The sequence below is a fragment of the Streptomyces sp. NPDC007264 genome (genome assembly GCF_042869095.1).
Classification (GTDB): domain Bacteria; phylum Actinomycetota; class Actinomycetes; order Streptomycetales; family Streptomycetaceae; genus Streptomyces.
In genome coordinates, this window is the sequence record NZ_JBIAFD010000008.1 from 20,451 (window position 1) to 40,553 (window position 20,103).

Genomic DNA, 20,103 nt, shown 5'->3' on the forward strand with positions numbered 1-20,103 from the left:
GGACGACACAAGGCCGAGGCCCGTACAGGAGCGTACGGGCCTCGGCCTTTGTCCTGTGTGCCCGCTGGGGCCGGCCGCCGTACCGGGTTGGGACCGTTCCGGGGAGGAGCTGCTGCGGGGGGGGTGCACCGGGTCGGCCGGTCGTGCCGCCGCCCGGCCGTCACCGGGTGACGGCCGGGCGGCGCTGTGCCGGGTCCGTCACCAGGTGACGGGCAGCCGGGTCAGGCCGTGCACCATCATCCCGGTCGTCAGCTCCAGGGCGTCGGCGTCCTCCGCGAGCCGCAGGCCCGGGAAGCGGTTCAGCAGCGAGGAGATGACGATCTGCAGCTCCGCCCTGGCCAGCGCGGCGCCCAAGCAGTGGTGCGGGCCGTGGCCGAACGCGAGGTGGTGAATGGCCTCGGGCCGCGTCGGGTCGAACTCGTTCGCCTGCGCGCCGGGGAAGCGCGAGGGGTCCTGGTTGGCGGAGCAGACCGCCGCCAGGACCGCGCTGCCCTCGGGGATGACCGTGCCGCCGACCTCGACGTCCTCCAGGGTGATCCGCAGCGGGCCTCCGTCACCGATCGGGTTGACGCGCAGCAGCTCCTCGATGGCGTGGTCGATCATCTCGGGGTGCGCGCGCAGCGTGGCGATGTGCTCCGGATGGCGGAGCAGGGTCAGGACCATCTTGCCGATCATGCTGACGGTGGTCTCGTGGCCGGCGACGAGGATGGTCGCCGCCATGACGATCAGCTCGTACTCGTTGAGGCTGCCCTCTTCGTCGTGTGCGGTGACGAGCGCCCCCATCAGGTCGTCCGTCGGCTCCTCCCGCTTGCGCTTGACCAGCGCCGCCAGGTACCCGATCATCTGCTGGCGCTGGGCCTCGGTCTCCTCCGGGGTGTGCGCGGTCAGCGAGACGAAGGCGTCCGACCACTCGCGGAACCGGTCGCGGTCCTCGAAGGGCACACCGAGCAGTTCGCAGACCACCATCACCGGCAGCGGGAAGGCCAGCACCGTGTTGAGGTCGACCGGCCCCCCGGTCTTCTCCATCTCGTCCAGCAGGCCGTCGGTCAGCTCCTGGATCCGCGGCCGCATGTTCTGCACCCGGCGTGCGGTGAACACCCGGGAGACGAGCCTGCGCAGCCGGGTGTGCTCGGGCGCGTCCGTGGTGAACAGGCTGCCTGGCACGGGAGGCGTGGGGGTGAGCTGCGGGGCGTCGGGGTTGATGGTGGCGGCCCGGCTGAACCTGGCGTCCGCGAGAACGGTGCGCACGTCGTCGTAGCGGGTCACCACGTAGCCCTCGTCGCCGGTGGGCAGCCGGACGTGGGCGACGGGGCACTTGGCCCGCAACTCTTCGTAGACGGGCGGCACTTCGACGGCGGATGGGCGGTGGAACGGGTAGTCCAGTACGGGTCGGTCGGTCTCCGGCCCGCCGTGCGTCGTGTCCGTGGTGTCCGTCGTTTCCATGCGTTTCCTCCGGCAACAGGGTGCTCAGCGGGTACTTGTGTGCGGCGCGGTCGTGGTGCCCGACCCGCGGCGAGGGGCACCGTCGGGGACCCCGACGAGCCTCGCAGCACGGGCTTGCGCGGGACCAAAGCCCTCGGACGCCGGCGGTCCACGTCCCCGGGGGGGGACGTGGACCGCCGTCCTGCCGTCGCTGCCGCGGGTCAGCGCTGCCAGCCCTCGGCGGTGCGCAGGCCGAACCCGAAGGCCCGGTCGGAGGAGATGTGCTGCATCCAGGCCAGACCGAAGGTGAACAGGGGGACCGCGACGGCCGGGGCGTCCGGTACCAGGCAGGTGAGCATGACGGCGACGGCCACGACGGGCCGGTGCAGGAGGTTGTAGACGGGAACGGTCCCGCGGGGCAGTTGGCCGTGCGCGTGCGGCCCGGAGGCACCGACGAAGAACGACAGGTCGGGTGCGACGACACCGGCGACCGCCGCGGCGATCACCCATCCCCCGTGCTTCACCGCTTCGAGCACCACCCAGATCAGCAGGAGGGCGGACAGCAGCCCCCAGGCGATGCGAACCTGGCGTGAGGCCGAACTCCTGACAGCGCCTTCCGCGGCGTCGTGTGTCACGGGACGTGCTCCTTTCGCGGTGGATCCGCACACAGGTGGGGCGGCACACCCACGGGGAGCGCGCCGCGCCGCCACAGGGATGCCGCCATGAGTCCGGCATGACCCGGGAAGGGCCGAAACATGAGATTCTCATGCCCCGGCCGGGGTTCCGGCCCTTACACCGCGACCTGCTCGGTGGCGTACCGGCGCGTCAGGGAGGCGAGTTCCCGCAGGAAGGCGTCCTCGTTCGACTTGACGAAGAAGTGCCCGCCGGACATCGTACGCACCTCGCATCCGCGCCCCGCGTGCTGCTGCCAGGGGAGCATCTCGGGCACGGTGACCAACCGGTCCGCGCGCCCCGCGAACAGGTGCAGCGGCACCTGGAGCGGCTCGGTCTGCGCCGGGGTGGTGCCGAGGCACAGCCGGAGGTCGTCGCGGGCCACCGGGAGCAGCACGGCGAGGAACTCCGGATGGCCGAGCAGCGCCTGCGGGATGCCGCCGAGATCCACCAGGGCGGCGACGAGTTCCTCGTCCGCGGCCTCCGGGTCGGCGATCGGCGGGGCCGGCAGGTGCGGGGCGCGGTAGGCACTCAGCACGAGTGCCCGCGGCAGGGACGCGCCGCGCTGCTGCCGCCGCCGGGCGAGCGAGTACGCGATGAGCGCCCCCATGCTGTGTCCGTAGAAGATGTGGGGTCCGCACAGCTCGTCGTCGAGCTGTGCGTCCATGTCGTCGATGAGGGCGTCCAGATCGGTGAACCTGGGTTCGTTGATCCGCCCCTCGCGGCCGGGCAGTTGTACGGGCATCACCCGCACCCCGGCGTCATGGTCGTCGAGGCCGCGCTGCCATCGGCGGTACGCCGAGGCTCCGCCCCCCGCGTACGGAAAGCAGAACAGCCGCGTCGCGGGGCCCGGTTCGTGGTCCGGGCGCCTCCGGGACAGGTATCGCGTCATGGTGCTCCGTCTCGGTTCCGTCCAGGGAGTGAGCGGCCGGCCGGGTCCGCGGTGCGTCGGCACCGGACGCCGGCCGGCCGGCGCGGCTCCCATAGTGCGCGGGACCGCTAAAAGGCCGCCAAACTCGGCACGACGACGTCGAGTTGGGGGTCGGCTGCCAGGATCGCCCGGTGCAGCTGCTGGACGCGCAATGACGGCTCGATACCGAGCTCTTCCACAGTCGACGCGCGTAGCTTGCGAAAAATTTCGAGCGCCTGCCATGAACGTCCACACCGGTAGAGCGCCAGCATCAGCAGCGCGTGCAGGCTCTCCTGGAGCGGGAACCGCTCGGTGAGCGCGAGGAGTTCGCCGATCACCTCGGCATGCCGGCCGAGCCGCAGATCCGCGGTGATCCGTCCCTCCAGCGCGGAGCGCTGTGCCTCCTCCAGCCGCAGGAGCTCGACGCGCAGCGCGGGTCCGATACGCACGTCGGCCAGCACCGGTCCGCGCCACATGGCGAGCGCCTGCCCCAGCAGCTTCGCAGCGGTCTCGTCGTCACCGCCGGCCAGAGCGCGCAACCCGCGGCCGGTGAGCTCCTGGAAGACGTCGGCCTCCATCCTGGGCGCGGGCAGGTTCAGCGTGTACCCGGCATAGCCGCGGCTCAGCACCTCTTTCGGGGTGCACTCACGCTCCGGCCGCAGGGCGAGGGCGATGGCCCGGCGGAGCTGTTTGACATAGGTCTGCACCACACCTGCAGGCCCGCTGGGCGGGCTCGACTCCCACAGCTCCTCGGTCAGGGTCGTCACCTTCACGTCCCATCCCACATTGACCGCCAGCAGCGCAAGCATCTGACGCGGCTTGGCCGCGCTCGGCACCACGGAGGTGCCGTCGATGCGTACCACGAGCGGCCCGAGAACGCCGATCTCCATGCCACTGCTCCTTCCGCCTGTCGGAACACTGACACGTCAGCGCCCGCGACGACACTTAGCCGATCATGATTTCGTCCGGGAAATCTGTTGCCTCGGGATATGAAATTTTCACGCCACCCGATTGGTTCGCGCCACAACCCCGCCTTTTAGCGGTGCTTCAGGGCGTGCGGTGACCATCGGTCCGGCCGGGTCGCCCGGGGACGGCCTCGGGACCGGCCGCACAGAGGAGGGGTGGAGTGAGGGTGAGACTCTGGCTCAGCAGGGCCAATGCCGTCGCGATGAAGCTGTTCCTCCAGCTCGGCGGCATCGGCGCCTTCACGGTCGGGCCACTTCCCGGCGTCCACTACCCCTACCCCGGCACCGACACCGCTCCGCAGGGCCCCCCGGCCGGGCACCCGGAGCGGTACTGCACGACTCCGCCGAGCCGGGTGGAGCGTGAGCTGTGGGCGGAACTCGGCATCGACGTGCGGCACACCGAAAGGTGACGCTCCGCCCCTGGCTTCTCCCGACGGCGCCGGCGCCTTCCCGGGGAGGTGCGTCGTGGTCCGCCTGCCACGGGCACCGAGTGCCACGGGCCGTCCGAGGACCACTCGTCGGCGACACCGACGGCGCCACACGAACGCGGCCGGCGGGTCTGCCCTTTCGGCAGACCCGCCGGCCGTAACCGTCGGGACGACAGGATTTGAACCTGCGACCCCTTGACCCCCAGTCAAGTGCGCTACCAAGCTGCGCCACGTCCCGTTGCGCTTCCCCGCGGTGTTCCGCGTGATCGCGCGAACAGCACTTTACCCCACGACGTGGGCTGCCTCGAAAACGGCGGGGAACGCGGGACAATCGGGCTATGAGCGACGCATCGGATGTCGGGTCGGGCCCGGACCGCGACCGCGACCGCGACCGCGACACTGCGGGACGGGCCCGCAACGCACGGCCCCGGGACGGCCTGGGCCGACCCCTGCCGTACGGCTCCCAGGGCGTGGCGCGGCAGCCGGAGGGCCTCGTGCGCAGTGGCGAGGACACCGTCGCCGAGGCTCAGGCCCTGCTCGACGCGGGGATGCCGTTCCATGCGCACGAGGTCTTCGAGGACGCCTGGAAGTCGGGGACCGACGAGGATCGCGCCCTGTGGCGCGGGCTCGCCCAGCTGGCCGTCGGTCTCACGCATGCGGCCCGCGGCAACACGACCGGCGGCGCCCGGCTGCTGCGGCGCGGCGCGGGAGCCGTCGAGGAGTGGGCGGCCGGGGCGGGCCGCTCCAGTCCGTACGACATCGAGGTGGGCGAACTGGTGGCCTGGGCAAGGGAGCTGGCCTCGGTGGTGGAGCGGGAGGCGGCCGGCGTCGACGCGCGGGCATGGGCACCCCGGCTGCGGGGGAAGCGTCCGTAGGGCGGGCGGGGCGGGGGCGTGCGCGGACCGCGAGGGGCGTACGGCAGACTCTCGGTGTGCGAAGGATTCATGTCATCGGCATCGGGGCGGGCGACCCCGACCAGCTCACCCTGCAGGCGATCAGGGCGCTGAAGAGCACGGATGTGTTCTTCATCCTCGACAAGGGCGAGGTGAAGTCGGACCTCGTGCGGCTCCGCCGTGACATCCTCGGCGCCCATCTGCCGGAGGGCGCCTACCGCGTGGTCGAGGCCGGCGACCCCGAGCGCGACCGGGCCGCGGGCGGCGCCGCCTACTCCCCCGCCGTCGGCGACTGGCGGTCGGCCCGCGCCGATCTCTACGAACAGCTGATCGCACGGGAGTTGGGCGAGGACGAGAGCGGTGCGTTCCTGGTGTGGGGCGACCCCGCGCTGTACGACAGCACGCTCGGCATCCTCGAGGAGATCCTGGGCCGGGGCACGGTGACGTTCTCGTACGACGTCGTGCCCGGCATCAGCAGCGTCTCGGCCCTCGTCGCCCGGCACCGCACCGGGCTCAACCGCGTCGGCCGGCCCGTCCAGATCACCACGGGCCGCCGCCTCGCGGACGGCTTTCCGGAGGGGGTCGACGACGTCGTGGTGATGCTCGACGCCCACCAGACCTTCCAGCAGTACGCGGACCAGGACATCGACATCTACTGGGGCGCGTACATCGGCACACCGGACGAGATACTCGTCTCCGGCCCCCTGGCGGAGACGGCCGAGCGCATCGGGCGGCTGCGCGCGGAGGCCCGCGAGCGCAAGGGCTGGATCATGGACACGTATCTGCTGCGCAGGCATCCACGGGGGCGGGTCGGCCCCGCCGAGTAGCGGCACCGCCCGGCACCGCGGCACCGCCCGGCACCCTGGAGTCGCCCGGGCTCCAGGAGCCGCCTCCGGCCTCCTGGCACCCGGTGCCACGTGCCGTCGAGCCGGCGCCGGACCGCCGCGGCCGTCACCGGGGGCCGAGGCCCAGCCGGGACAGCGCCGCGGCCACGTCCGGTACCGCCGTCACCCCCTCGGGCAGGGGCGGGCGGCGTACGACCACCACGGGGAGCCCGAGGCCGCGGGCGGCCGTGAGTTTGGCGGCCGTCGCCGCTCCCCCGCTGTCCTTGGTCACGAGCACGTCGATGCGGTGCTCGCGCAACAACACGGTCTCGCCGTCGGCCGTGAACGGCCCGCGCGCCAGCAGCACCTGCGCGTCCGGCGGCAGGGGCGGCTCGGGCGGCTCCACCGACCGCACCAGGAAGTGCAGCTCCCTCAGGTGGGCGAAGGCGGCGAGCCCCAGCCGGCCGGTGGTGAGGAAGACGCGCCGGCCGAGCGACGGGAGCAGGTCCGCGGCGTCGGCGAGCGAGGCCGCCTCCTGCCAGCGGTCGCCGGGGCCGGGGCTCCAGCCGGGCCTGCGCAGCACCACGGCGGGAACACCGGCGGCCGCCGCGGCCCGCGCCGCGTTCGCCGTGATGCCGGCGGCGAACGGGTGCGTGGCGTCCACCACCGCGTCGACACGGTGGTCACGCAGCCAGACGGCCAGCCCCTCCGCGCCGCCGAAGCCCCCGACGCGTACCTCACCGTCGAGCTTCCCCGGCCGGGTCACCCGTCCGGCCAGGGAGGTCGTCACCCGCACCCCCGGGCGGGACGCGAGCGACGCGGCGAGTTCGCGTGCCTCGGTGGTGCCGCCGAGGACCAGGACGTGCGGGGGCATGACGTCGAGGCTACGGGGCGTCCGCACCGCCCTCGCACGGGCCCCGGCGGACGCGCGGGGCCGAGGAGGTCTCGGCGGCACGGCACCGCGCTCGTTATCGTCCTGGCATGGATTCCGTGCGTGCCGTGCTCATCGACATCGACGGCGTTCTGACCGTCTCGTGGCAGCCCCTGCCGGGTGCGGTCGAGGCGCTGCGGGAGATCCGCGCCTCGGGTCTCGCCGTCGCACTGCTCACCAACACGACGTCCCGCACCCGTGCGTCGATCGCCGGGACCCTCTCCGCGGCCGGTTTCCCCGTGACCGCCGAGGACATCCTCACCGCGCCCGCCGTCACCGCCGCCCATCTCGCCGAGCACTGTCCGGGCGCGCGCTGCTGGCTGCTCAACAGCGGTGACATCCGGGAGGACCTCGTCGGTGTCGACCTCGTCGACGACTCCGGCACCGTCCCGGACGTCGTGATCGTCGGCGGCGCCGGTCCCGAGTTCGGCTACGAGGCGCTCGACCGCGCCTTCGGCCATCTCCAGCAGGGGGCGCGGCTGGTCGCCATGCACCGCAACCTCTACTGGCGCACCGACCGAGGGCTCCAGCTCGACTCGGGGGCGTTCCTGCTCGGACTGGAGAAGGCCGCGCACATCGAGGCCAAGGTCACCGGGAAGCCGTCGCCCGCGTTCTTCGAGGCGGCGCTGGCCCGCCTCGGGACCGCCGCCGACCGGACGCTGATGGTCGGCGACGACATCGAGTCCGACGTCCTCGCGGCGCAGCGCGCCGGCCTCACCGGGGTCCTCGTGAAGACCGGCAAGTACCTGCCGCAGACGCACCGGGACGCGAGCGGCGAGCCCCACCACGTCCTCGACTCCTTCGCGGACCTCCCCGCGCTGCTCCGGCGCCCCTCCGGCCGCGGTCAGCGCAGCAGCAGCTGAACGGCGCCGAGCACCGTCGCCGCGATCACCAGGTGCTCGAAGAGGCGCTGGTCGATGCGGTTCACCGCCCACGTGCCGATGAACGCGCCCGGCACCACGAACACCGCGAGCGCCGCGTCCAGCAGCAGTGAGCGCCCGTCGATCAGGCCGAGGCCCGCGCTGAAGGGCACCTTGGAGACGTTGACGATCAGGAAGAAGAAGGCGGAGGTGCCGAGGAAACCCAGTTTACGGAAGCCCGCGGACAGGAGGTACATGGCCATCACGGGACCGCCCGCGTTCGCGACCATCGTGGTGAAGCCGCCGAGGACGCCGTAGGAGCGGGCCTTGATCCGGCCGGCACGCGTGGTCACCGAACCGGGTTCCTCCTCCTGGCCGGCGCTCCGGCGGCGCCACAGGGTGACCGCCGCCATCAGCAGCAGGATCGCGCCGATCGACGTCCGTACGACGGCGTCGTCGGCCCACACCAGGAACAGCGTGCCGAGCACGACGCCGCCGGCGACCGCCGGGAACAGCCGCCACAGGGTGGGCCAGTGGGCGTGCCGCCGGTAGGTGAGGACGGCGAGGACGTCCCCGACGATCAGCACGGGCAGCAGGACGCCGGTCGAGGCGCGGGCGGGCAGCACCGCGGCGAAGATCGCCAGGCTGACCGTGTTGGCGCCGCTCACCGCGGTCTTGGAGAAGCCGACGAGCATCGCCGCGGCGGCCAGCGCGGCGAACCCCCACGGGGATATGTCCCAGAGCGTCATCGTGTTCATGCGGGGACCGATGCTATGTCCATGCATCTGGACGCGTCAGGAGTGCCCCGCCGGGTGACCGGCGAAAGCCCCGGGCGTCGGCCCCGGGCCCAAGCGGGTCCGGGAAGCCCGGTGCGGTTCGGCAGCGCCCGAAAGGGGAGCGGGGAACTGCGCGACCAGCCACGACGGACCCGCGGGTGATGCACGGGACGTCCCGCGGAGCGCTCAGTGCCGTTCGACCAGCACCGTGCTGCCCTGCCCGACCCCCACGCACATGGTCGCGAGCCCGCGGCGGGAGCCGGTGCGGCGCATGCGGTGCAGCAGGGTTGTCAGGATGCGGGCGCCGGAGCAGCCGAGCGGGTGACCGAGCGCGATGGCGCCGCCGGTCGGGTTGACCAGCTCGGGGTCGATGCCGAGGCGGTCGACGCAGGCCAGGGACTGGGCGGCGAACGCCTCGTTGAGTTCGGCCTCCTGGATGTCGCCGATGGTCCAGCCGACGCGTGCGAGGGCCTTCTCGGTGGCCGGCACGGGGCCGATGCCCATGACGTCCGGGTGGACACCGGCCGAGGCACCGGCGACGTACCGGCCGAGGGATTCGAGCCCGAGCTCGTTCAGCGCCTCCTCGCTGACGAGCAGGAGTCCGGCCGCGCCGTCGTTCATGGGCGAGGCGTTGCCCGCGGTGACCGTGCCGCCGTCGCGGAACACCGGCTTCAGGCGGGCCAGTTTCTCGTACGAGGTGTCCTCGCGCACGCTTTCGTCGGCGGTCACCACGACACCGTCGGGACGGGTCACGGGCAGGAGTTCGTCGTCGAAGCAGCCGTCCTTGCGGGCGTCCGCGGCCTGCCGGTGGCTGCGCAGCGCGAACTCGTCCTGCCGTTCACGCGGCACGCCGTACCGCTGGGCCACCTCCTCGGCGGTCTCCCCCATGGCCAGCAGGCCGTGGAGGTCCTTCATCGCCGGGTTGACCAGGCGCCAGCCGAGGCGGGTGTCCGCGGTCTCGATACGGTGCGGCAGCGCCTCGTCGGGCCGGGGCAGCACGAAGGGGGCGCGGCTCATGGACTCGGAGCCACCCGCGACCACGATCTCGGCCTCGCCCGCCGCGACGGCGCGGGCGGCGGTCGTCACGGCCTCCAGGCCGGAGGCGCACAGCCGGTTGACCGTGGCGCCCGGCACGGACTCGGGCAGGCCGGCGAGCAGCACGGCCATGCGGGCGACGTTGCGGTTGTCCTCGCCGGCCTGGTTGGCGGCTCCCCAGTAGACGTCGTCGATGCGGGCCGGGTCGAGGGCCGGCACGTCGGCCATCAGGCCGCGGATCACGGTCGCGGCCAGATCGTCGGGCCGTACGGAGGCCAGGGCGCCGCGGAGTTTGCCGATGGGGGTGCGACGGGCTGCCGCGAAGTGGACGGTGCGCACGACGGGACTCCTGGTCGGACGGTGATAGTTAATTAGCACTGCTAGTTTTGGACTATAGACCGCCGCGGGTCGGCTGGGAAGATCCCGGGACCCCGCGTCGCCGTCCTCGGCCTTGTTTCGCCCGATCCGTCCTGGGGACCCGGGCGCGCATGGAGTGGTTGCGGCACGCGGCATGCAGGGGCGAGGACCCCGAACTGTTCTTCCCCGTCGGGACGACGGGACCGGCCCTCGACGACATCGCCGCCGCCAAACGCGTCTGCCGCCGCTGCCCCGTGATCGCGCAGTGCCTGGCCTGGGCACTGAGCAGCGGGCAGACGGCGGGCGTGTGGGGCGGCACCGGCGAGGACGAACGCGCCGATCTGCTGCGGACCATGAGACACCGAGCGGCAAGGAGAAGCGCACGATGAACGGTGGTGCCGTACGACCTCCCAGGAGCCGGCGGCCCGGCCGCGGACCCGGGACGACGACGCTCGGCCACGACCCGCTCGAGCCGCCACGATGAGGCCGTCATGACCCGCACGAGCGACACGGCCGGCGTCATCCGGGAACTCGTCACCGAGCACGGGCGCACCTACGCCGAGGAGGCGGGCATCCGGCTCGAGGACACACCGCAGCCGCTCTATCGGCTGCTGCTGCTGGCCCTGCTGCTCAGCGCCCGCATCCGCGCGTCGGTCGCCCTCGCCGCGGCGCGCGCGTTGCACGACGCGAACCTCAGCGACCCGCGCCGCATGGCCGGCTCCGACTGGCAGGAGCGCGTCGACGCCCTGGGGCGGGGCGGCTACCGGCGCTACGACGAACGGACGGCGACCCAGCTCGGCAACGGCGCCGAACTGCTTGAGGAGCGCTGGGGCGGCGACCTCCGGCGCCTGCGCAAGGAGGCCGACGGGGACGTCGCGGCCCTGCGCCGGCTGCTCCAGGAGATACCGGGGATGGGGCCGGCCGGTGCGGACATCTTCCTGCGCGAGGCGCAGCGGGTCTGGCCGGAGGTGGCCCCCCACCTGGACGCCAAGGCGCTGTCGGGGGCGGAGCGGCTCGGGTTGCCCAAGGACCCGGGGAAGCTGCTGAAGCTCGCCGGGGACACCGAACCCGCCGTGCTGGCCGCCGCGTTGGTGCGTGCGGCCCTGGACCGGAAGCTGGCCGAGGACGTGCTGGAGCACGCCGCCTGAAGGGCGTCGGGCGGGCGCGCGGTGCCGCGCGCAAGGGCCGCGGCGGCCCTTGCGCGCGGCAGTTCCCCGGTCCCGGGTTAGTCTGTGCGCCGTACCGGACACGGGGTGCCCCTGCGGGCTGAGATCACACCCGTCGAACCTGAACCAGTTCGCACTGGCGGAGGGATGTCTTCCATGCCATCGGCGCGTGTTTCCCGCTCCCGGCCCGCTGACGGCCCACGGGTCGTCCTCGACGGGCGGACGCCCACCGCTCCCCGCGCTCCCGGGGGTTCCGCCGCGTTCCCGGTGGCCCTCGTATGAGCGCCCCGCCTCGTGTCCTGACGATCGCCGGGTCCGACTCGGGCGGCGGCGCCGGGATCCAGGCCGATCTGAAGACCATGCTGGCGCTCGGCGCCCACGGGATGAGCGTGGTCACCGCGGTCACGGCCCAGAACTCCCTCGGTGTGCAGGGCGCTTGGGAACTGCCCGTGGAGGCGGTGCGCGCGCAGTACCGCAGCGTCGTCGGCGACATCGGCGTCCAGGCGGTCAAGACGGGGATGCTCGCCTCGCCCGCGCTCGTCACGGCCGTGGCCGAACTGCTCACGGACCGTGCGGCCCCGGTCGTCGTGGACCCGGTGAGCGTCTCCAAGCACGGCGACCGGCTGCTCGCGGACGACGCGCTGGACGCCGTACGCACCCGCTTGCTGCCGCTGGCCACGGTGGCCACGCCGAACCTGGACGAAGTGGCGGAGCTGACCGGTGTCACGGTGACCGACGAGCCGGGTCTGCGCCGTGCGGCCGCGCGGCTGCTGGCGTACGGGCCCCGGTGGGTGCTGGTGAAGGGCGGACATCTGCCGGGCGGGGCGGCGGTGGACCTGCTCACCGACGGCCGCGAAGAGCACTGGCTGCGCGCTCCGCGCCACGACAACCGTCACACCCACGGCACCGGCTGCACCCTCGCCTCCGCCGTCGCGGTCGGGCTCGCGGAGGGCCTCGCGGTGCCGGAGGCGGTGCGGCGTGCCAAGGAGTACGTCACGGCGGCGATCGCCGCGGGGTTCGCGCTGGGCGCCGGGATCGGGCCGGTGGACCACGGGTGGCGACTGCGCACGAGGGCGTGAGAGAGGCCGCGGCTGCGCACGGGGGCGTGCGGGGAAGCCGCGGCTGCGCACGGGGGCGTGCGGGAGGCCGCGGCGCCGCGCCCCCACCCCGGGACCTGAGCGGATGGGGCCGCGCCGGTCCTCCCGACCGAGGTGCCGCTCCGTGCGGTGAGCAACTCCCGCCCCGCCGTCCGTACTCGATCGGTACAGCGGCACGAGCCGTACCGAGCGACATCCGCACCGCCCGCCGCACGCGCGGGCGGCGCGGATCCGGACCCAAGGAGCACAGCATGCAGGCGACCGCGCAGATCGGCGTCACCGGGCTCGCGGTGATGGGCCGCAACCTGGCCCGGAACTTCGCGCGACACGGGTACACCGTCGCCGTGCACAACCGCACCCCCGCCAGGACCAAGGCACTGGTCGAGGAGTTCGGGCACGAGGGCGCGTTCGTGGCCGCCGAGACGGCCGAGGAGTTCGTGGCGGCGCTGGAGCGTCCGCGCCGTCTCATGATCATGGTGCAGGCGGGCGCGGCGACCGATGCGGTGATCGAGGAGTTCGCCCCGCTCCTGGAGCCCGGAGACATGATCATCGACGGTGGCAACGCCCACTTCGCCGACACCCGCCGCCGCGAGCGGTCACTGCGCGAGCGCGGTATCCACTTCGTCGGCGCGGGCGTCTCGGGTGGCGAGGAGGGCGCACTGCACGGACCGAGCATCATGCCCGGCGGCTCGGCGGAGTCGTACGCCGCCCTCGGCCCGATGTTCGAGAGGATCAGCGCGAAGGTGGACGGTGAGCCGTGCGCGACCCATGTCGGCACGGACGGCGCCGGGCACTTCGTGAAAATGGTCCACAACGGCATCGAGTACGCCGACATGCAGCTGATCGGCGAGGCGTACGACCTGCTGCGCCAGGTGGCGGGGTTCTCCCCCGCGACGATCGCCGAGACCTTCCGCGCGTGGAACACGGGGCGCCTGGACTCGTATCTGATCGAGATCACGGCCGAGGTGCTGTCCCATGTGGACGCGGCGACCGGCAAGCCGTTCGTGGACGTCGTCGCGGACGCCGCCGGGCAGAAGGGCACAGGGCGCTGGACCGTGCAGACCGCGCTGGAGCTGGGCTCCCCGGTGACCGCCATCGCCCAGGCCACCTTCGCCCGCGCGGCCTCCGGGCAGTCCGCCCTGCGCGCGGCCTATCGCGGGCTTCCGGGCGGCACGGGCGCGGACCTGACCGCCTACGAGGCCGAGCGCTTCACCGCGCAGGTGGAGCAGGCCCTGTACGCGTCGAAGGTGATCGCCTACGACCAGGGCTGGAAGATGATCCTGGACGCCGCCGACGAGTTCGGCTGGGACATCGACCTCGGTGCGGTCGCGACGATCTGGCGCGGCGGCTGCATCATCCGCGCGGCCTTCCTCGACCGCATCCGAGCCGCCTACGCCGCCGATCCGGGTCTGGTCAGTCTGCTGTCCGACGCCGCGTTCGCCACGGAGATCGCGGCCGCGCAGGTGCCGTGGCGCGAGGTGATCGCCACCGCCGCCCGCCGCGGGGTGCCGGTGCCCGCGTTCTCGGCCGCGCTGTCGTACTACGACTCGCTGCGCGCCGACCGTCTGCCGGCCGCGCTGACCCAGGGCCAGCGCGACTACTTCGGCGCCCACACCTACCGGCGCGTCGACCGCGAGGGCAGCTTCCACACGCTCTGGGGCACGGCCGACCGCGTCGAGACGGTCGCCTGAGCCCGGCGGGCACCGGCGTGCTGCCGGGCCTTTGGCCGGGAGCCCGGCAGCGGCGGCGCGTGACCCGCGTGGTCAGGCGCCGGTGGCCGTCCTGGTCCGGTCGATCTCGGGGAGGGTGCGCAGCACACTGCGCAGGTGCGCGCGGGCGGCCTCCTCGGCGGCGTCGGCGTCATGGGCGCGGATCGCCTCGATGATGGCCAGGTGCTCGGGCAGTGACGTCTTGGGCCTGCCGGGGTGCACCGCCAGCCGGAACTGGTGGCGGACGTTCTGCGCGTTGAGGCGTTCCAGGGCCTGCGCGGCGGTGCGCTGGCCGCTGATGTCCCTGATGCGGCGGTGGAGCCGCTCGTTCAGCTCCGAGTAGCCGAGCACGTCGCCGGAGTCGACGGCCGCGGTCATGCTCTCGCCGATGCCCCGCAGTTCCTCGGATTCCTCGTCGGTGATCCGCTGCGCGGCCCGGGCGGCGCACAGCCCCTCGATCACCATCCTGACCTCGCAGATCTCGATCGCCTCCGCCAGCGAGACCGCCCGCACCCGGGCGCCGCGGTTCTGGACGCGTTCGATCAGCCCGTCGTTGGCCAGGGAGAGCAGCGCGGCACGGACGCTGGCCCTGCTGGCGGAGAACTGCTCGGAGAGGTCCGCCTCCACCAGCCGCTGGTTCGGTACGAACTCCCCGTCGAGGATCGCCCGCCGGATCCCGGCGACGACCGGGCCCTCCGACGTACCGGTGCCGTTCTCGCCCGGCTCGGCCGGCCGGCCGTCCTGTGCCCGCCCTGTCGGCACTGTCTCACCCCTGGTCGCTCACGCTATGACAAATATTGGCAACAATGTGCGCAACAGTTCCATCTAACCATGGAGGCCCCCGACGGCCGCTCTGTCAGCCTCTGCGTCCCGGACACACCGGGCACACCGGGCACGCCGGGCAGCGGCCACGGCCTGCTCCGTCCGGTCCCCGGACATGACCAAAAGGCCGTACCGGTGTTCCCGATACGGCCTCCGACCTGCTGCTGCACAAGTCGGGACGACAGGATTTGAACCTGCGACCCCTTGACCCCCAGTCAAGTGCGCTACCAAGCTGCGCCACGTCCCGTTGCCCGCCTGACCTGGGGTTTCCCCCTGGCTGAACGCGCACAGAAACCATACCGCACTCGGGGGCCTGGTCGCGCACCCGTTTGTGTGCCGTTCGCCCCCGGGCGACTCCCGCGCCGCCCCGGTCAGCCGCCGGCCGGAAGGCCCACCTCAGGGTGGTGGTCGAGGAGACGGGACGGGGCTGCCTGGCGCCAGGAGTCGGCGAGCACGTCGCGCAGTTCGGCCTCGTCCTCCAGGGCGGCGAGGCGCACCCGGATCCAGGCGAACTGCGCCTCGTGGCCCGCGATCCAGAACTTCTCGGGCTCCGCCAGCACCAGCTCGTCCCGCTCCTCCTTCGGGCAGCGCACCGCCATGGACGTCTCGTCCTCGGGCAGCGTGGCGAACATCTTCCCGGCGACCCGGAACGTGGGCATGCCCCAGGCGATCTTCTCCGTCGTGTCGGGCAGGGAGAGGGCGATACGGCGTACGTCTTCGGCATCCGGCATGTCCCGCACCGTAGCGAAGGCCACCGACAATCACCCCGCCGTTCGACGGCCGAGGGCCCCCACCCGCTTGTAGAAGATCGTCGTGGGGTGCGGGTCGCCCGACGGCGTCAACGCGTAGTCCGGTATCGCCCCGGTCCGGGTCCAGCCCGCGGACGCGTACAGGGACTCGGCCGGGCTGCCGGTCTCCGTGTCCAGGTGGAGCAGGGTGATCCCGGCCTCGGCGGCCGCCCGCTCGGCGGTGGCCAGCAGCCGGCGGCCCAGTCCCCGGCCCCGGGCGTCCCGGTGCACCATGAGTTTGACCAGCTCGGCGCGGTGGCGGCTGTTCGGCTTGTCGGGGAAGGCGAGACCGACCGTGCCCGTCACCCGGTTCCCGGCCCACGCCACCCACACCGCCAGACCGCCGGCGTCGACCGCGGCCGCCCGCCCCTCCCACCACGCGACGGCCTCCGCCCGGTCGAGCGGTGCGAGGAAGCCGATCGAGGCCCCGCCGTGCACCGTGTCGGTCAGCAGATCGGCCAGCTCCCCGACGTGGGCGAGCACCTCGGGGCCGGTCAGTCCGGTGACGGCGGTCACGGGAGCACCACCAGCAGCGCGTAGCGCACGGCGTCCGGCCCGGGGCAGTGGAACCGCGTGGGACCCCACACCCGCAGCCGCAGGCAGTCCCCGGCCGCGAGCCGGTGCCCGGCCTGCTGCGCGGTCACCTCCAGGGTCCCGTCGAGCACCCAGATGTGCTGTTCGAGTCCGGCCACGGGCGGCCGGTCGTACGCGATGTCGGCGCCCGGCACGAGCCGCCCCTCGACGAGTTCGCCGCGCAGTCCGGGGTGCGGAGGGGACACCGAGCGCCGCACGAAGCCGGAGGCCGGGTCCTCCCACACCGTCTGGTCGGCGGCGCGCACCAGTGGCGCGGGCTCCCCCTCGACCTCGCTCAGCAGCTGGGACATGGTGCGGCCGTAGACACCGCACAGACGGTTCAGCATCGCCGCCGTGGGGCTGATCTCGGCACGCTCGGCCCGGGACAGGGTCGAACGGCTCACCCCGCTGCGCTCCGCCAGGTCACCCAGCGACCAGCCGCGCTCGGCCCGCAGCTCGGCAAGGCGTGCTCCCAGCCGGGCGTCGACGGGATCCAGGAGATCGTCTGCCGTACGTCCCGGAGGTCCCGCAGGTCCGGCAGGTCCCGCCCGCCCCACATCCTCGGTGCCTCTCATATTCCGTCTCACATTCGGGAGGTTATCCCGGATTCGGGACACGCGGGAGCATGTGACGTGCTTCAGTCGGCCGTCGCCGCGTCCGCCAGCGCGTCCAGGACCGGGCGGACCAGGGGATGCTCCTCCCCACCGCGCCGTACGGCGGCGAAGACCCGGCGTGTGGGGGCGATCCCGTCGACCGGGCGGACCACCACACCCGTGAGATCCATGCCGCGCAGGGCCGAGCGCGGCACCAGGGCCACTCCCGCGTCGGCCGAGGCTAGCGCGACGACCGCGCGGAAGTCGTCCGAGGAGTGTTCGAGGCGGGGCTGGAACCCGGCGTGCTCACAGGCCAGCACGACCACGTCGTGGCAGGGGTTGCCGGGGTAGGGGCCGATCCACGCGTCCTTGGCCAGTTCGGCCAGCGGGACCTCGACCGCGTCCGCGAGACGGTGGGCGACCGGCACGACCGCGTCGAAGGGCTCCGCGTAGAGCGGGATGTGCGTCAGCCGGGGGTCGTCCGCGTCGGGCGCGCCCCGGTACTCGACGGCGACCGCGACGTCGACCTGCCGGTCCAGGACCATCGGCAGGCTCGCGTCGCCCTCGGCGTCCTGGACACGGACCCGGATGCCGGGTGCGCTGCGCGCGAGGCGGGCCAGCGCGGGGGCGACGACCAGGCCGATGCCGGTGGCGAAGGAGGCGAGGGTCACCGTGCCCGCAGATCCCACGCCGTAGGCCGCGAGTTCCGCCTCGGCGCGCTCGAGCTGAGCGAGGACGAGGTGGGTGTGGGCGAGCAGGATCTCGCCTGCCGGGGTCAGTCGTACCCCCTTGGCGCTCCGCTCGACGAGCCGGTGACCGGTCTCCTGTTCCAGGGCGGCGAGCTGCTGGGACACGGCGGAGGGGGTGAGGTAGAGCGCGGCGGCGGCCGCCGTGACGGTGCGGTGGTCGGCCACCGCACGGAGGATGTGGAGCCGCCGCGCTTCGATCATGCGAACGATTATCGCAAGCCGTGGGGCGGGGTCAGCCGTCCAGTTCCGCCCGTGCGGCCACGAACGCGTCCACGGCGCGGTGCACGTCGTCCGTCGAGTGCGCGGCGGACAGCTGCACCCGGATACGGGCCTGGCCCTGCGGGACCACCGGGTACGAGAAGCCGACGACGTACACACCGCGCTCCAGCAGCAGTTCGGCCATACGACCGGCCTTCGCCGCGTCACCGACCATGACCGGGGCGATCGGGTGGTCCCCCGGCAGGACGTCGAAGCCCTCCTCGGTCATACGGCGGCGGAAGACAGCGGTGTTCTCGCGCAGCCGCTCGCGCAGGTCGCCCGCCGACTCCAGCAGGTCGAGCACCTTGAGCGAGGCCGCCGCGATCATCGGGGCCAGCGTGTTCGAGAAGAGGTACGGCCGCGAGCGCTGGCGCAGCAGGGCGACGATCTCGGCGCGGGCCGCCACGTATCCGCCGGAGGCGCCGCCGAGCGCCTTGCCCAGGGTGCCGGTGACGATGTCGACGCGGTCCATGACGCCGTGCAGCTCGGGGGTGCCGCGACCGCCGGGGCCGACGAAGCCGACGGCGTGCGAGTCGTCGACCATGACCATGGCGCCGTGCCGGTCGGCGAGGTCGCAGATCTCGCGCAGCGGGGCCACATAACCGTCCATGGAGAAGACGCCGTCGGTGACGACCAGCTTGCGCCGGGCACCCGCGGCCTCCTTCAACTGCCGCTCCAGATCGGCGGTGTCACGGTTGCCGTAGCGGAAGCGGCGGGCCTTGGACAGGCGGATGCCGTCGATGATCGAGGCGTGGTTGAGGGCGTCGGAGATGACGGCGTCCTCGGGGCCGAGGAGGGTCTCGAAGACACCACCGTTGGCGTCGAAGCAGGAGGAGTACAGGATCGTGTCCTCCTGGCCGAGGAACGCGGACAGTCGCGCCTCCAGCTCCTTGTGCACCTCCTGCGTGCCGCAGATGAAGCGCACGGACGCCAAGCCGTAGCCCCAGCGCTCCAGTGCCTCGTGGGCGGCGGCGATCACCTCGGGGTGGTCGGCGAGGCCGAGGTAGTTGTTGGCGCAGAAGTTGAGCACCTCGCCGGGGCGGCCGCCCGCTGTGACGTTCACAGTCGCGGACTGGGGGGTGCCGATGACGCGCTCCGGCTTGTGCAGCCCGGCGGCGCGGATCTCGTCGAGGGTGGTGCGCAGATCGTCGCGCACGGAGTCGAACATCGGGGAACTCCTTCGGGGCGTGGGGCTGAGCGGACTCACTCCCGCTCAGCCCACAGGGACGGTTACGCGGTCCAGTCCAGGATGACCTTGCCGCCCTTGCCGCTCGCCGCGTCGGCGAACGCCTCCTCGTGGTCCCGGTAGCCGTACCGGCCGGTGATCACGGGGGCGAGGTCGAGCCCGCTCTCCAGCAGGACCGACATGGCGTACCACGTCTCGAACATCTCACGACCGTAGATGCCCTTGATCGTGATCATGGAGGTCACGATCCGGGCCCAGTCCACGGGGAACTCCTGGGAGGGCAGTCCGAGCATGGCGATCCGGCCGCCGTGGGTCATGTTGGCGAGCATGTCGCGCATCGCCTCGGGGCGGCCGGACATCTCCAGGCCGATGTCGAAGCCCTCGCGCAGCCCCAGCTCCCGCTGACCGTCGGCGACGGTGGCTGTGGAGACGTTCAGCGCCAGGCTCACGCCGATCTTGCGGGCCAGCTCCAGGCGCTCCTCGCTGACGTCGGTGACGACGACGTTGCGGGCGCCCGCGTGCCGGGCCACGGCGGCGGCCATCAGCCCGATCGGGCCGGCGCCGGTGATCAGCACGTCCTCCCCGACCACGGGGAAGGACAGCGCGGTGTGGACGGCGTTACCGAACGGGTCGAAGACGGCGGCGACGTCGAGGTCGACCGGGACCCGGTGCACCCACACGTTCTCGGCGGGCAGCGCCACGTACTCGGCGAAGGCGCCGTCGCGTCCGACGCCGAGCCCGACCGTCGCACGGCACAGATGGCGGCGCCCGGCCAGGCAGTTGCGGCACTTGCCGCACACCAGGTGGCCCTCGCCGCCGACCCGGTCACCGGTCCTGATGTCCGGGACGTCACGGCCGGTCGCGACGACCTCTCCGACGAACTCGTGCCCGACCACGAGGGGTGTCCTGACGGCCTGCTGCGCCCAGCCGTCCCAAGCCCGGATGTGCAGGTCGGTGCCGCAGATCCCGGTTCTGAGGACCTTGATCAGCACGTCGCCCGGACCGATCTGCGGCTCCGGGACGTCGGTGAGCCGGAGCCCGGGTTCCGCCTTGTCCTTGACCAGCGCCTTCAACGCTACGGCTCCTGTG

Annotated in this window: 22 protein-coding genes, 2 tRNA genes and 1 riboswitch; of the genes, 8 read left to right on the top strand and 16 right to left on the bottom strand. The window is 72.9% G+C overall.

The genetic code is table 11. The annotated features are described in order from the left end of the window. Nucleotides 1-198: 198 nt before the first annotated feature. From ACFYMU_RS15440 to ACFYMU_RS15455, 4 genes are all read right to left on the bottom strand, one after another. Nucleotides 199-1,443, bottom strand: coding sequence for a cytochrome P450 (locus ACFYMU_RS15440; RefSeq protein ID WP_388372958.1), 1,245 nt, complete (start codon nucleotides 1,441-1,443; stop codon nucleotides 199-201). A 200-nt stretch (nucleotides 1,444-1,643) separates the two neighbouring features. After that, nucleotides 1,644-2,057: a DUF4260 family protein gene (locus ACFYMU_RS15445; protein ID WP_388372960.1), complete on the bottom strand. Its 414-nt coding sequence runs from the start codon at nucleotides 2,055-2,057 to the stop codon at nucleotides 1,644-1,646. A gap of 155 nt (nucleotides 2,058-2,212) precedes the next feature. Then, complete coding sequence (locus ACFYMU_RS15450) at nucleotides 2,213-2,986, bottom strand: thioesterase II family protein (protein ID WP_388372962.1); 774 nt, start codon at nucleotides 2,984-2,986, stop codon at nucleotides 2,213-2,215. Between the two features lie 107 nt (nucleotides 2,987-3,093). Further along, on the bottom strand, nucleotides 3,094-3,894 hold the full coding sequence (locus tag ACFYMU_RS15455; RefSeq protein ID WP_388372964.1) for a BTAD domain-containing putative transcriptional regulator: 801 nt from the start codon (nucleotides 3,892-3,894) through the stop codon (nucleotides 3,094-3,096). Nucleotides 3,895-4,136: 242 nt separating this feature from the next. Between ACFYMU_RS15455 and ACFYMU_RS15460 the strand changes: the two genes are divergently transcribed. After that, nucleotides 4,137-4,379, top strand: coding sequence for a DUF6059 family protein (locus ACFYMU_RS15460; RefSeq protein ID WP_388372966.1), 243 nt, complete (start codon nucleotides 4,137-4,139; stop codon nucleotides 4,377-4,379). A 182-nt stretch (nucleotides 4,380-4,561) separates the two neighbouring features. On the opposite strand, the gene ACFYMU_RS15465 is transcribed toward ACFYMU_RS15460, so the two are convergent. Then, nucleotides 4,562-4,635, bottom strand: a tRNA-Pro gene (locus ACFYMU_RS15465). A gap of 100 nt (nucleotides 4,636-4,735) precedes the next feature. On the opposite strand from ACFYMU_RS15465, the gene ACFYMU_RS15470 reads away from it, so the two are divergent. Beyond that, nucleotides 4,736-5,272 carry a DUF309 domain-containing protein gene (locus ACFYMU_RS15470; protein WP_388372968.1) on the top strand — a complete coding sequence of 179 codons (537 nt, stop codon included), beginning with the start codon at nucleotides 4,736-4,738 and terminating at the stop codon, nucleotides 5,270-5,272. A gap of 56 nt (nucleotides 5,273-5,328) precedes the next feature. After that, nucleotides 5,329-6,117 carry a precorrin-6A synthase (deacetylating) gene (gene cobF / locus ACFYMU_RS15475; protein WP_388372970.1) on the top strand — a complete coding sequence of 263 codons (789 nt, stop codon included), beginning with the start codon at nucleotides 5,329-5,331 and terminating at the stop codon, nucleotides 6,115-6,117. 124 nt (nucleotides 6,118-6,241) lie between these two features. Here cobF and ACFYMU_RS15480 read toward each other — a convergent pair whose 3' ends face one another. Then, entirely contained in the window at nucleotides 6,242-6,988 is a 747-nt protein-coding gene (locus ACFYMU_RS15480; RefSeq protein ID WP_388372972.1) for a cobalt-precorrin-6A reductase, read from the bottom strand. Nucleotides 6,989-7,095: 107 nt separating this feature from the next. On the opposite strand from ACFYMU_RS15480, the gene ACFYMU_RS15485 reads away from it, so the two are divergent. Then, nucleotides 7,096-7,908: an HAD-IIA family hydrolase gene (locus tag ACFYMU_RS15485; protein ID WP_388372974.1), complete on the top strand. Its 813-nt coding sequence runs from the start codon at nucleotides 7,096-7,098 to the stop codon at nucleotides 7,906-7,908. Here the strand turns inward: ACFYMU_RS15485 and ACFYMU_RS15490 are convergent. Together ACFYMU_RS15490 and ACFYMU_RS15495 are read right to left on the bottom strand one after the other, a co-directional pair. After that, the gene (locus tag ACFYMU_RS15490) at nucleotides 7,890-8,663 is read right to left on the bottom strand and encodes a sulfite exporter TauE/SafE family protein (RefSeq protein ID WP_388372976.1); all 774 of its coding nucleotides are present in this window, start codon (nucleotides 8,661-8,663) and stop codon (nucleotides 7,890-7,892) included. The genes ACFYMU_RS15485 and ACFYMU_RS15490 overlap by 19 nt on opposite strands. A 204-nt stretch (nucleotides 8,664-8,867) precedes the next feature. Further along, entirely contained in the window at nucleotides 8,868-10,055 is a 1,188-nt protein-coding gene (locus ACFYMU_RS15495; RefSeq protein ID WP_388372978.1) for a thiolase family protein, read from the bottom strand. A gap of 149 nt (nucleotides 10,056-10,204) precedes the next feature. Between ACFYMU_RS15495 and ACFYMU_RS15500 the strand changes: the two genes are divergently transcribed. The 4 genes from ACFYMU_RS15500 (at nucleotide 10,205) to gndA (ending at nucleotide 14,027) form a co-directional block, all read left to right on the top strand. Further along, nucleotides 10,205-10,462, top strand: coding sequence for a WhiB family transcriptional regulator (locus tag ACFYMU_RS15500; RefSeq protein ID WP_388372980.1), 258 nt, complete (start codon nucleotides 10,205-10,207; stop codon nucleotides 10,460-10,462). 102 nt (nucleotides 10,463-10,564) lie between these two features. After that, nucleotides 10,565-11,221, top strand: coding sequence for an endonuclease (locus ACFYMU_RS15505; RefSeq protein ID WP_388372982.1), 657 nt, complete (start codon nucleotides 10,565-10,567; stop codon nucleotides 11,219-11,221). A gap of 91 nt (nucleotides 11,222-11,312) precedes the next feature. Further along, nucleotides 11,313-11,404: riboswitch (TPP riboswitch) on the top strand. A gap of 113 nt (nucleotides 11,405-11,517) precedes the next feature. Further along, entirely contained in the window at nucleotides 11,518-12,318 is an 801-nt protein-coding gene (gene thiD, locus ACFYMU_RS15510; RefSeq protein WP_388372983.1) for a bifunctional hydroxymethylpyrimidine kinase/phosphomethylpyrimidine kinase, read from the top strand. A gap of 269 nt (nucleotides 12,319-12,587) precedes the next feature. Further along, nucleotides 12,588-14,027, top strand: a complete 1,440-nt coding sequence (gene gndA / locus ACFYMU_RS15515; protein WP_388372985.1) for an NADP-dependent phosphogluconate dehydrogenase — start codon at nucleotides 12,588-12,590, stop codon at nucleotides 14,025-14,027. A gap of 72 nt (nucleotides 14,028-14,099) precedes the next feature. On the opposite strand, the gene ACFYMU_RS15520 is transcribed toward gndA, so the two are convergent. The 8 genes from ACFYMU_RS15520 to tdh form a co-directional block, all read right to left on the bottom strand. Beyond that, on the bottom strand, nucleotides 14,100-14,807 hold the full coding sequence (locus ACFYMU_RS15520) for a GntR family transcriptional regulator (RefSeq protein WP_388372987.1): 708 nt from the start codon (nucleotides 14,805-14,807) through the stop codon (nucleotides 14,100-14,102). 233 nt (nucleotides 14,808-15,040) lie between these two features. Further along, nucleotides 15,041-15,114, bottom strand: a tRNA-Pro gene (locus tag ACFYMU_RS15525). Between the two features lie 124 nt (nucleotides 15,115-15,238). Further along, nucleotides 15,239-15,598, bottom strand: coding sequence for an MmcQ/YjbR family DNA-binding protein (locus ACFYMU_RS15530; RefSeq protein ID WP_388372989.1), 360 nt, complete (start codon nucleotides 15,596-15,598; stop codon nucleotides 15,239-15,241). A 30-nt stretch (nucleotides 15,599-15,628) separates the two neighbouring features. Next, on the bottom strand, nucleotides 15,629-16,171 hold the full coding sequence (locus ACFYMU_RS15535) for a GNAT family N-acetyltransferase (protein WP_388372991.1): 543 nt from the start codon (nucleotides 16,169-16,171) through the stop codon (nucleotides 15,629-15,631). Beyond that, the gene (locus tag ACFYMU_RS15540) at nucleotides 16,168-16,803 is read right to left on the bottom strand and encodes a helix-turn-helix domain-containing protein (protein ID WP_388372993.1); all 636 of its coding nucleotides are present in this window, start codon (nucleotides 16,801-16,803) and stop codon (nucleotides 16,168-16,170) included. The genes ACFYMU_RS15535 and ACFYMU_RS15540 overlap by 4 nt, the downstream gene beginning before the upstream one ends. Nucleotides 16,804-16,865: 62 nt before the next feature. Further along, entirely contained in the window at nucleotides 16,866-17,771 is a 906-nt protein-coding gene (locus ACFYMU_RS15545; protein WP_388372995.1) for a LysR family transcriptional regulator, read from the bottom strand. A gap of 31 nt (nucleotides 17,772-17,802) precedes the next feature. Further along, the gene (locus ACFYMU_RS15550) at nucleotides 17,803-18,996 is read right to left on the bottom strand and encodes a glycine C-acetyltransferase (protein WP_388372996.1); all 1,194 of its coding nucleotides are present in this window, start codon (nucleotides 18,994-18,996) and stop codon (nucleotides 17,803-17,805) included. A gap of 62 nt (nucleotides 18,997-19,058) precedes the next feature. Beyond that, a complete protein-coding gene (gene tdh, locus ACFYMU_RS15555) occupies nucleotides 19,059-20,087 on the bottom strand; it encodes an L-threonine 3-dehydrogenase (protein ID WP_388372998.1) in 1,029 nt (342 codons plus the stop codon). Nucleotides 20,088-20,103 lie beyond the last annotated feature (16 nt).

Excerpts from the sequence above, each read along its gene's own strand:
- ACFYMU_RS15480 (WP_388372972.1), bottom strand. The coding sequence starts at position 6,988 with ATGCCCCCGCACGTCCTGGTCCTCGGCGGCACCACCGAGGCACGCGAA.
- ACFYMU_RS15470 (WP_388372968.1), top strand. The coding sequence starts at position 4,736 with ATGAGCGACGCATCGGATGTCGGGTCGGGCCCGGACCGCGACCGCGAC.
- ACFYMU_RS15440 (WP_388372958.1), bottom strand. The coding sequence starts at position 1,443 with ATGGAAACGACGGACACCACGGACACGACGCACGGCGGGCCGGAGACC.
- ACFYMU_RS15530 (WP_388372989.1), bottom strand. The coding sequence starts at position 15,598 with ATGCCGGATGCCGAAGACGTACGCCGTATCGCCCTCTCCCTGCCCGAC.
- thiD (WP_388372983.1), top strand. The coding sequence starts at position 11,518 with ATGAGCGCCCCGCCTCGTGTCCTGACGATCGCCGGGTCCGACTCGGGC.
- ACFYMU_RS15540 (WP_388372993.1), bottom strand. The coding sequence starts at position 16,803 with ATGAGAGGCACCGAGGATGTGGGGCGGGCGGGACCTGCCGGACCTGCG.
- ACFYMU_RS15545 (WP_388372995.1), bottom strand. The coding sequence starts at position 17,771 with ATGATCGAAGCGCGGCGGCTCCACATCCTCCGTGCGGTGGCCGACCAC.
- ACFYMU_RS15500 (WP_388372980.1), top strand. The coding sequence starts at position 10,205 with ATGGAGTGGTTGCGGCACGCGGCATGCAGGGGCGAGGACCCCGAACTG.
- ACFYMU_RS15505 (WP_388372982.1), top strand. The coding sequence starts at position 10,565 with ATGACCCGCACGAGCGACACGGCCGGCGTCATCCGGGAACTCGTCACC.
- gndA (WP_388372985.1), top strand. The coding sequence starts at position 12,588 with ATGCAGGCGACCGCGCAGATCGGCGTCACCGGGCTCGCGGTGATGGGC.
- ACFYMU_RS15550 (WP_388372996.1), bottom strand. The coding sequence starts at position 18,996 with ATGTTCGACTCCGTGCGCGACGATCTGCGCACCACCCTCGACGAGATC.
- ACFYMU_RS15485 (WP_388372974.1), top strand. The coding sequence starts at position 7,096 with ATGGATTCCGTGCGTGCCGTGCTCATCGACATCGACGGCGTTCTGACC.
- ACFYMU_RS15455 (WP_388372964.1), bottom strand. The coding sequence starts at position 3,894 with ATGGAGATCGGCGTTCTCGGGCCGCTCGTGGTACGCATCGACGGCACC.
- ACFYMU_RS15450 (WP_388372962.1), bottom strand. The coding sequence starts at position 2,986 with ATGACGCGATACCTGTCCCGGAGGCGCCCGGACCACGAACCGGGCCCC.
- ACFYMU_RS15490 (WP_388372976.1), bottom strand. The coding sequence starts at position 8,663 with ATGAACACGATGACGCTCTGGGACATATCCCCGTGGGGGTTCGCCGCG.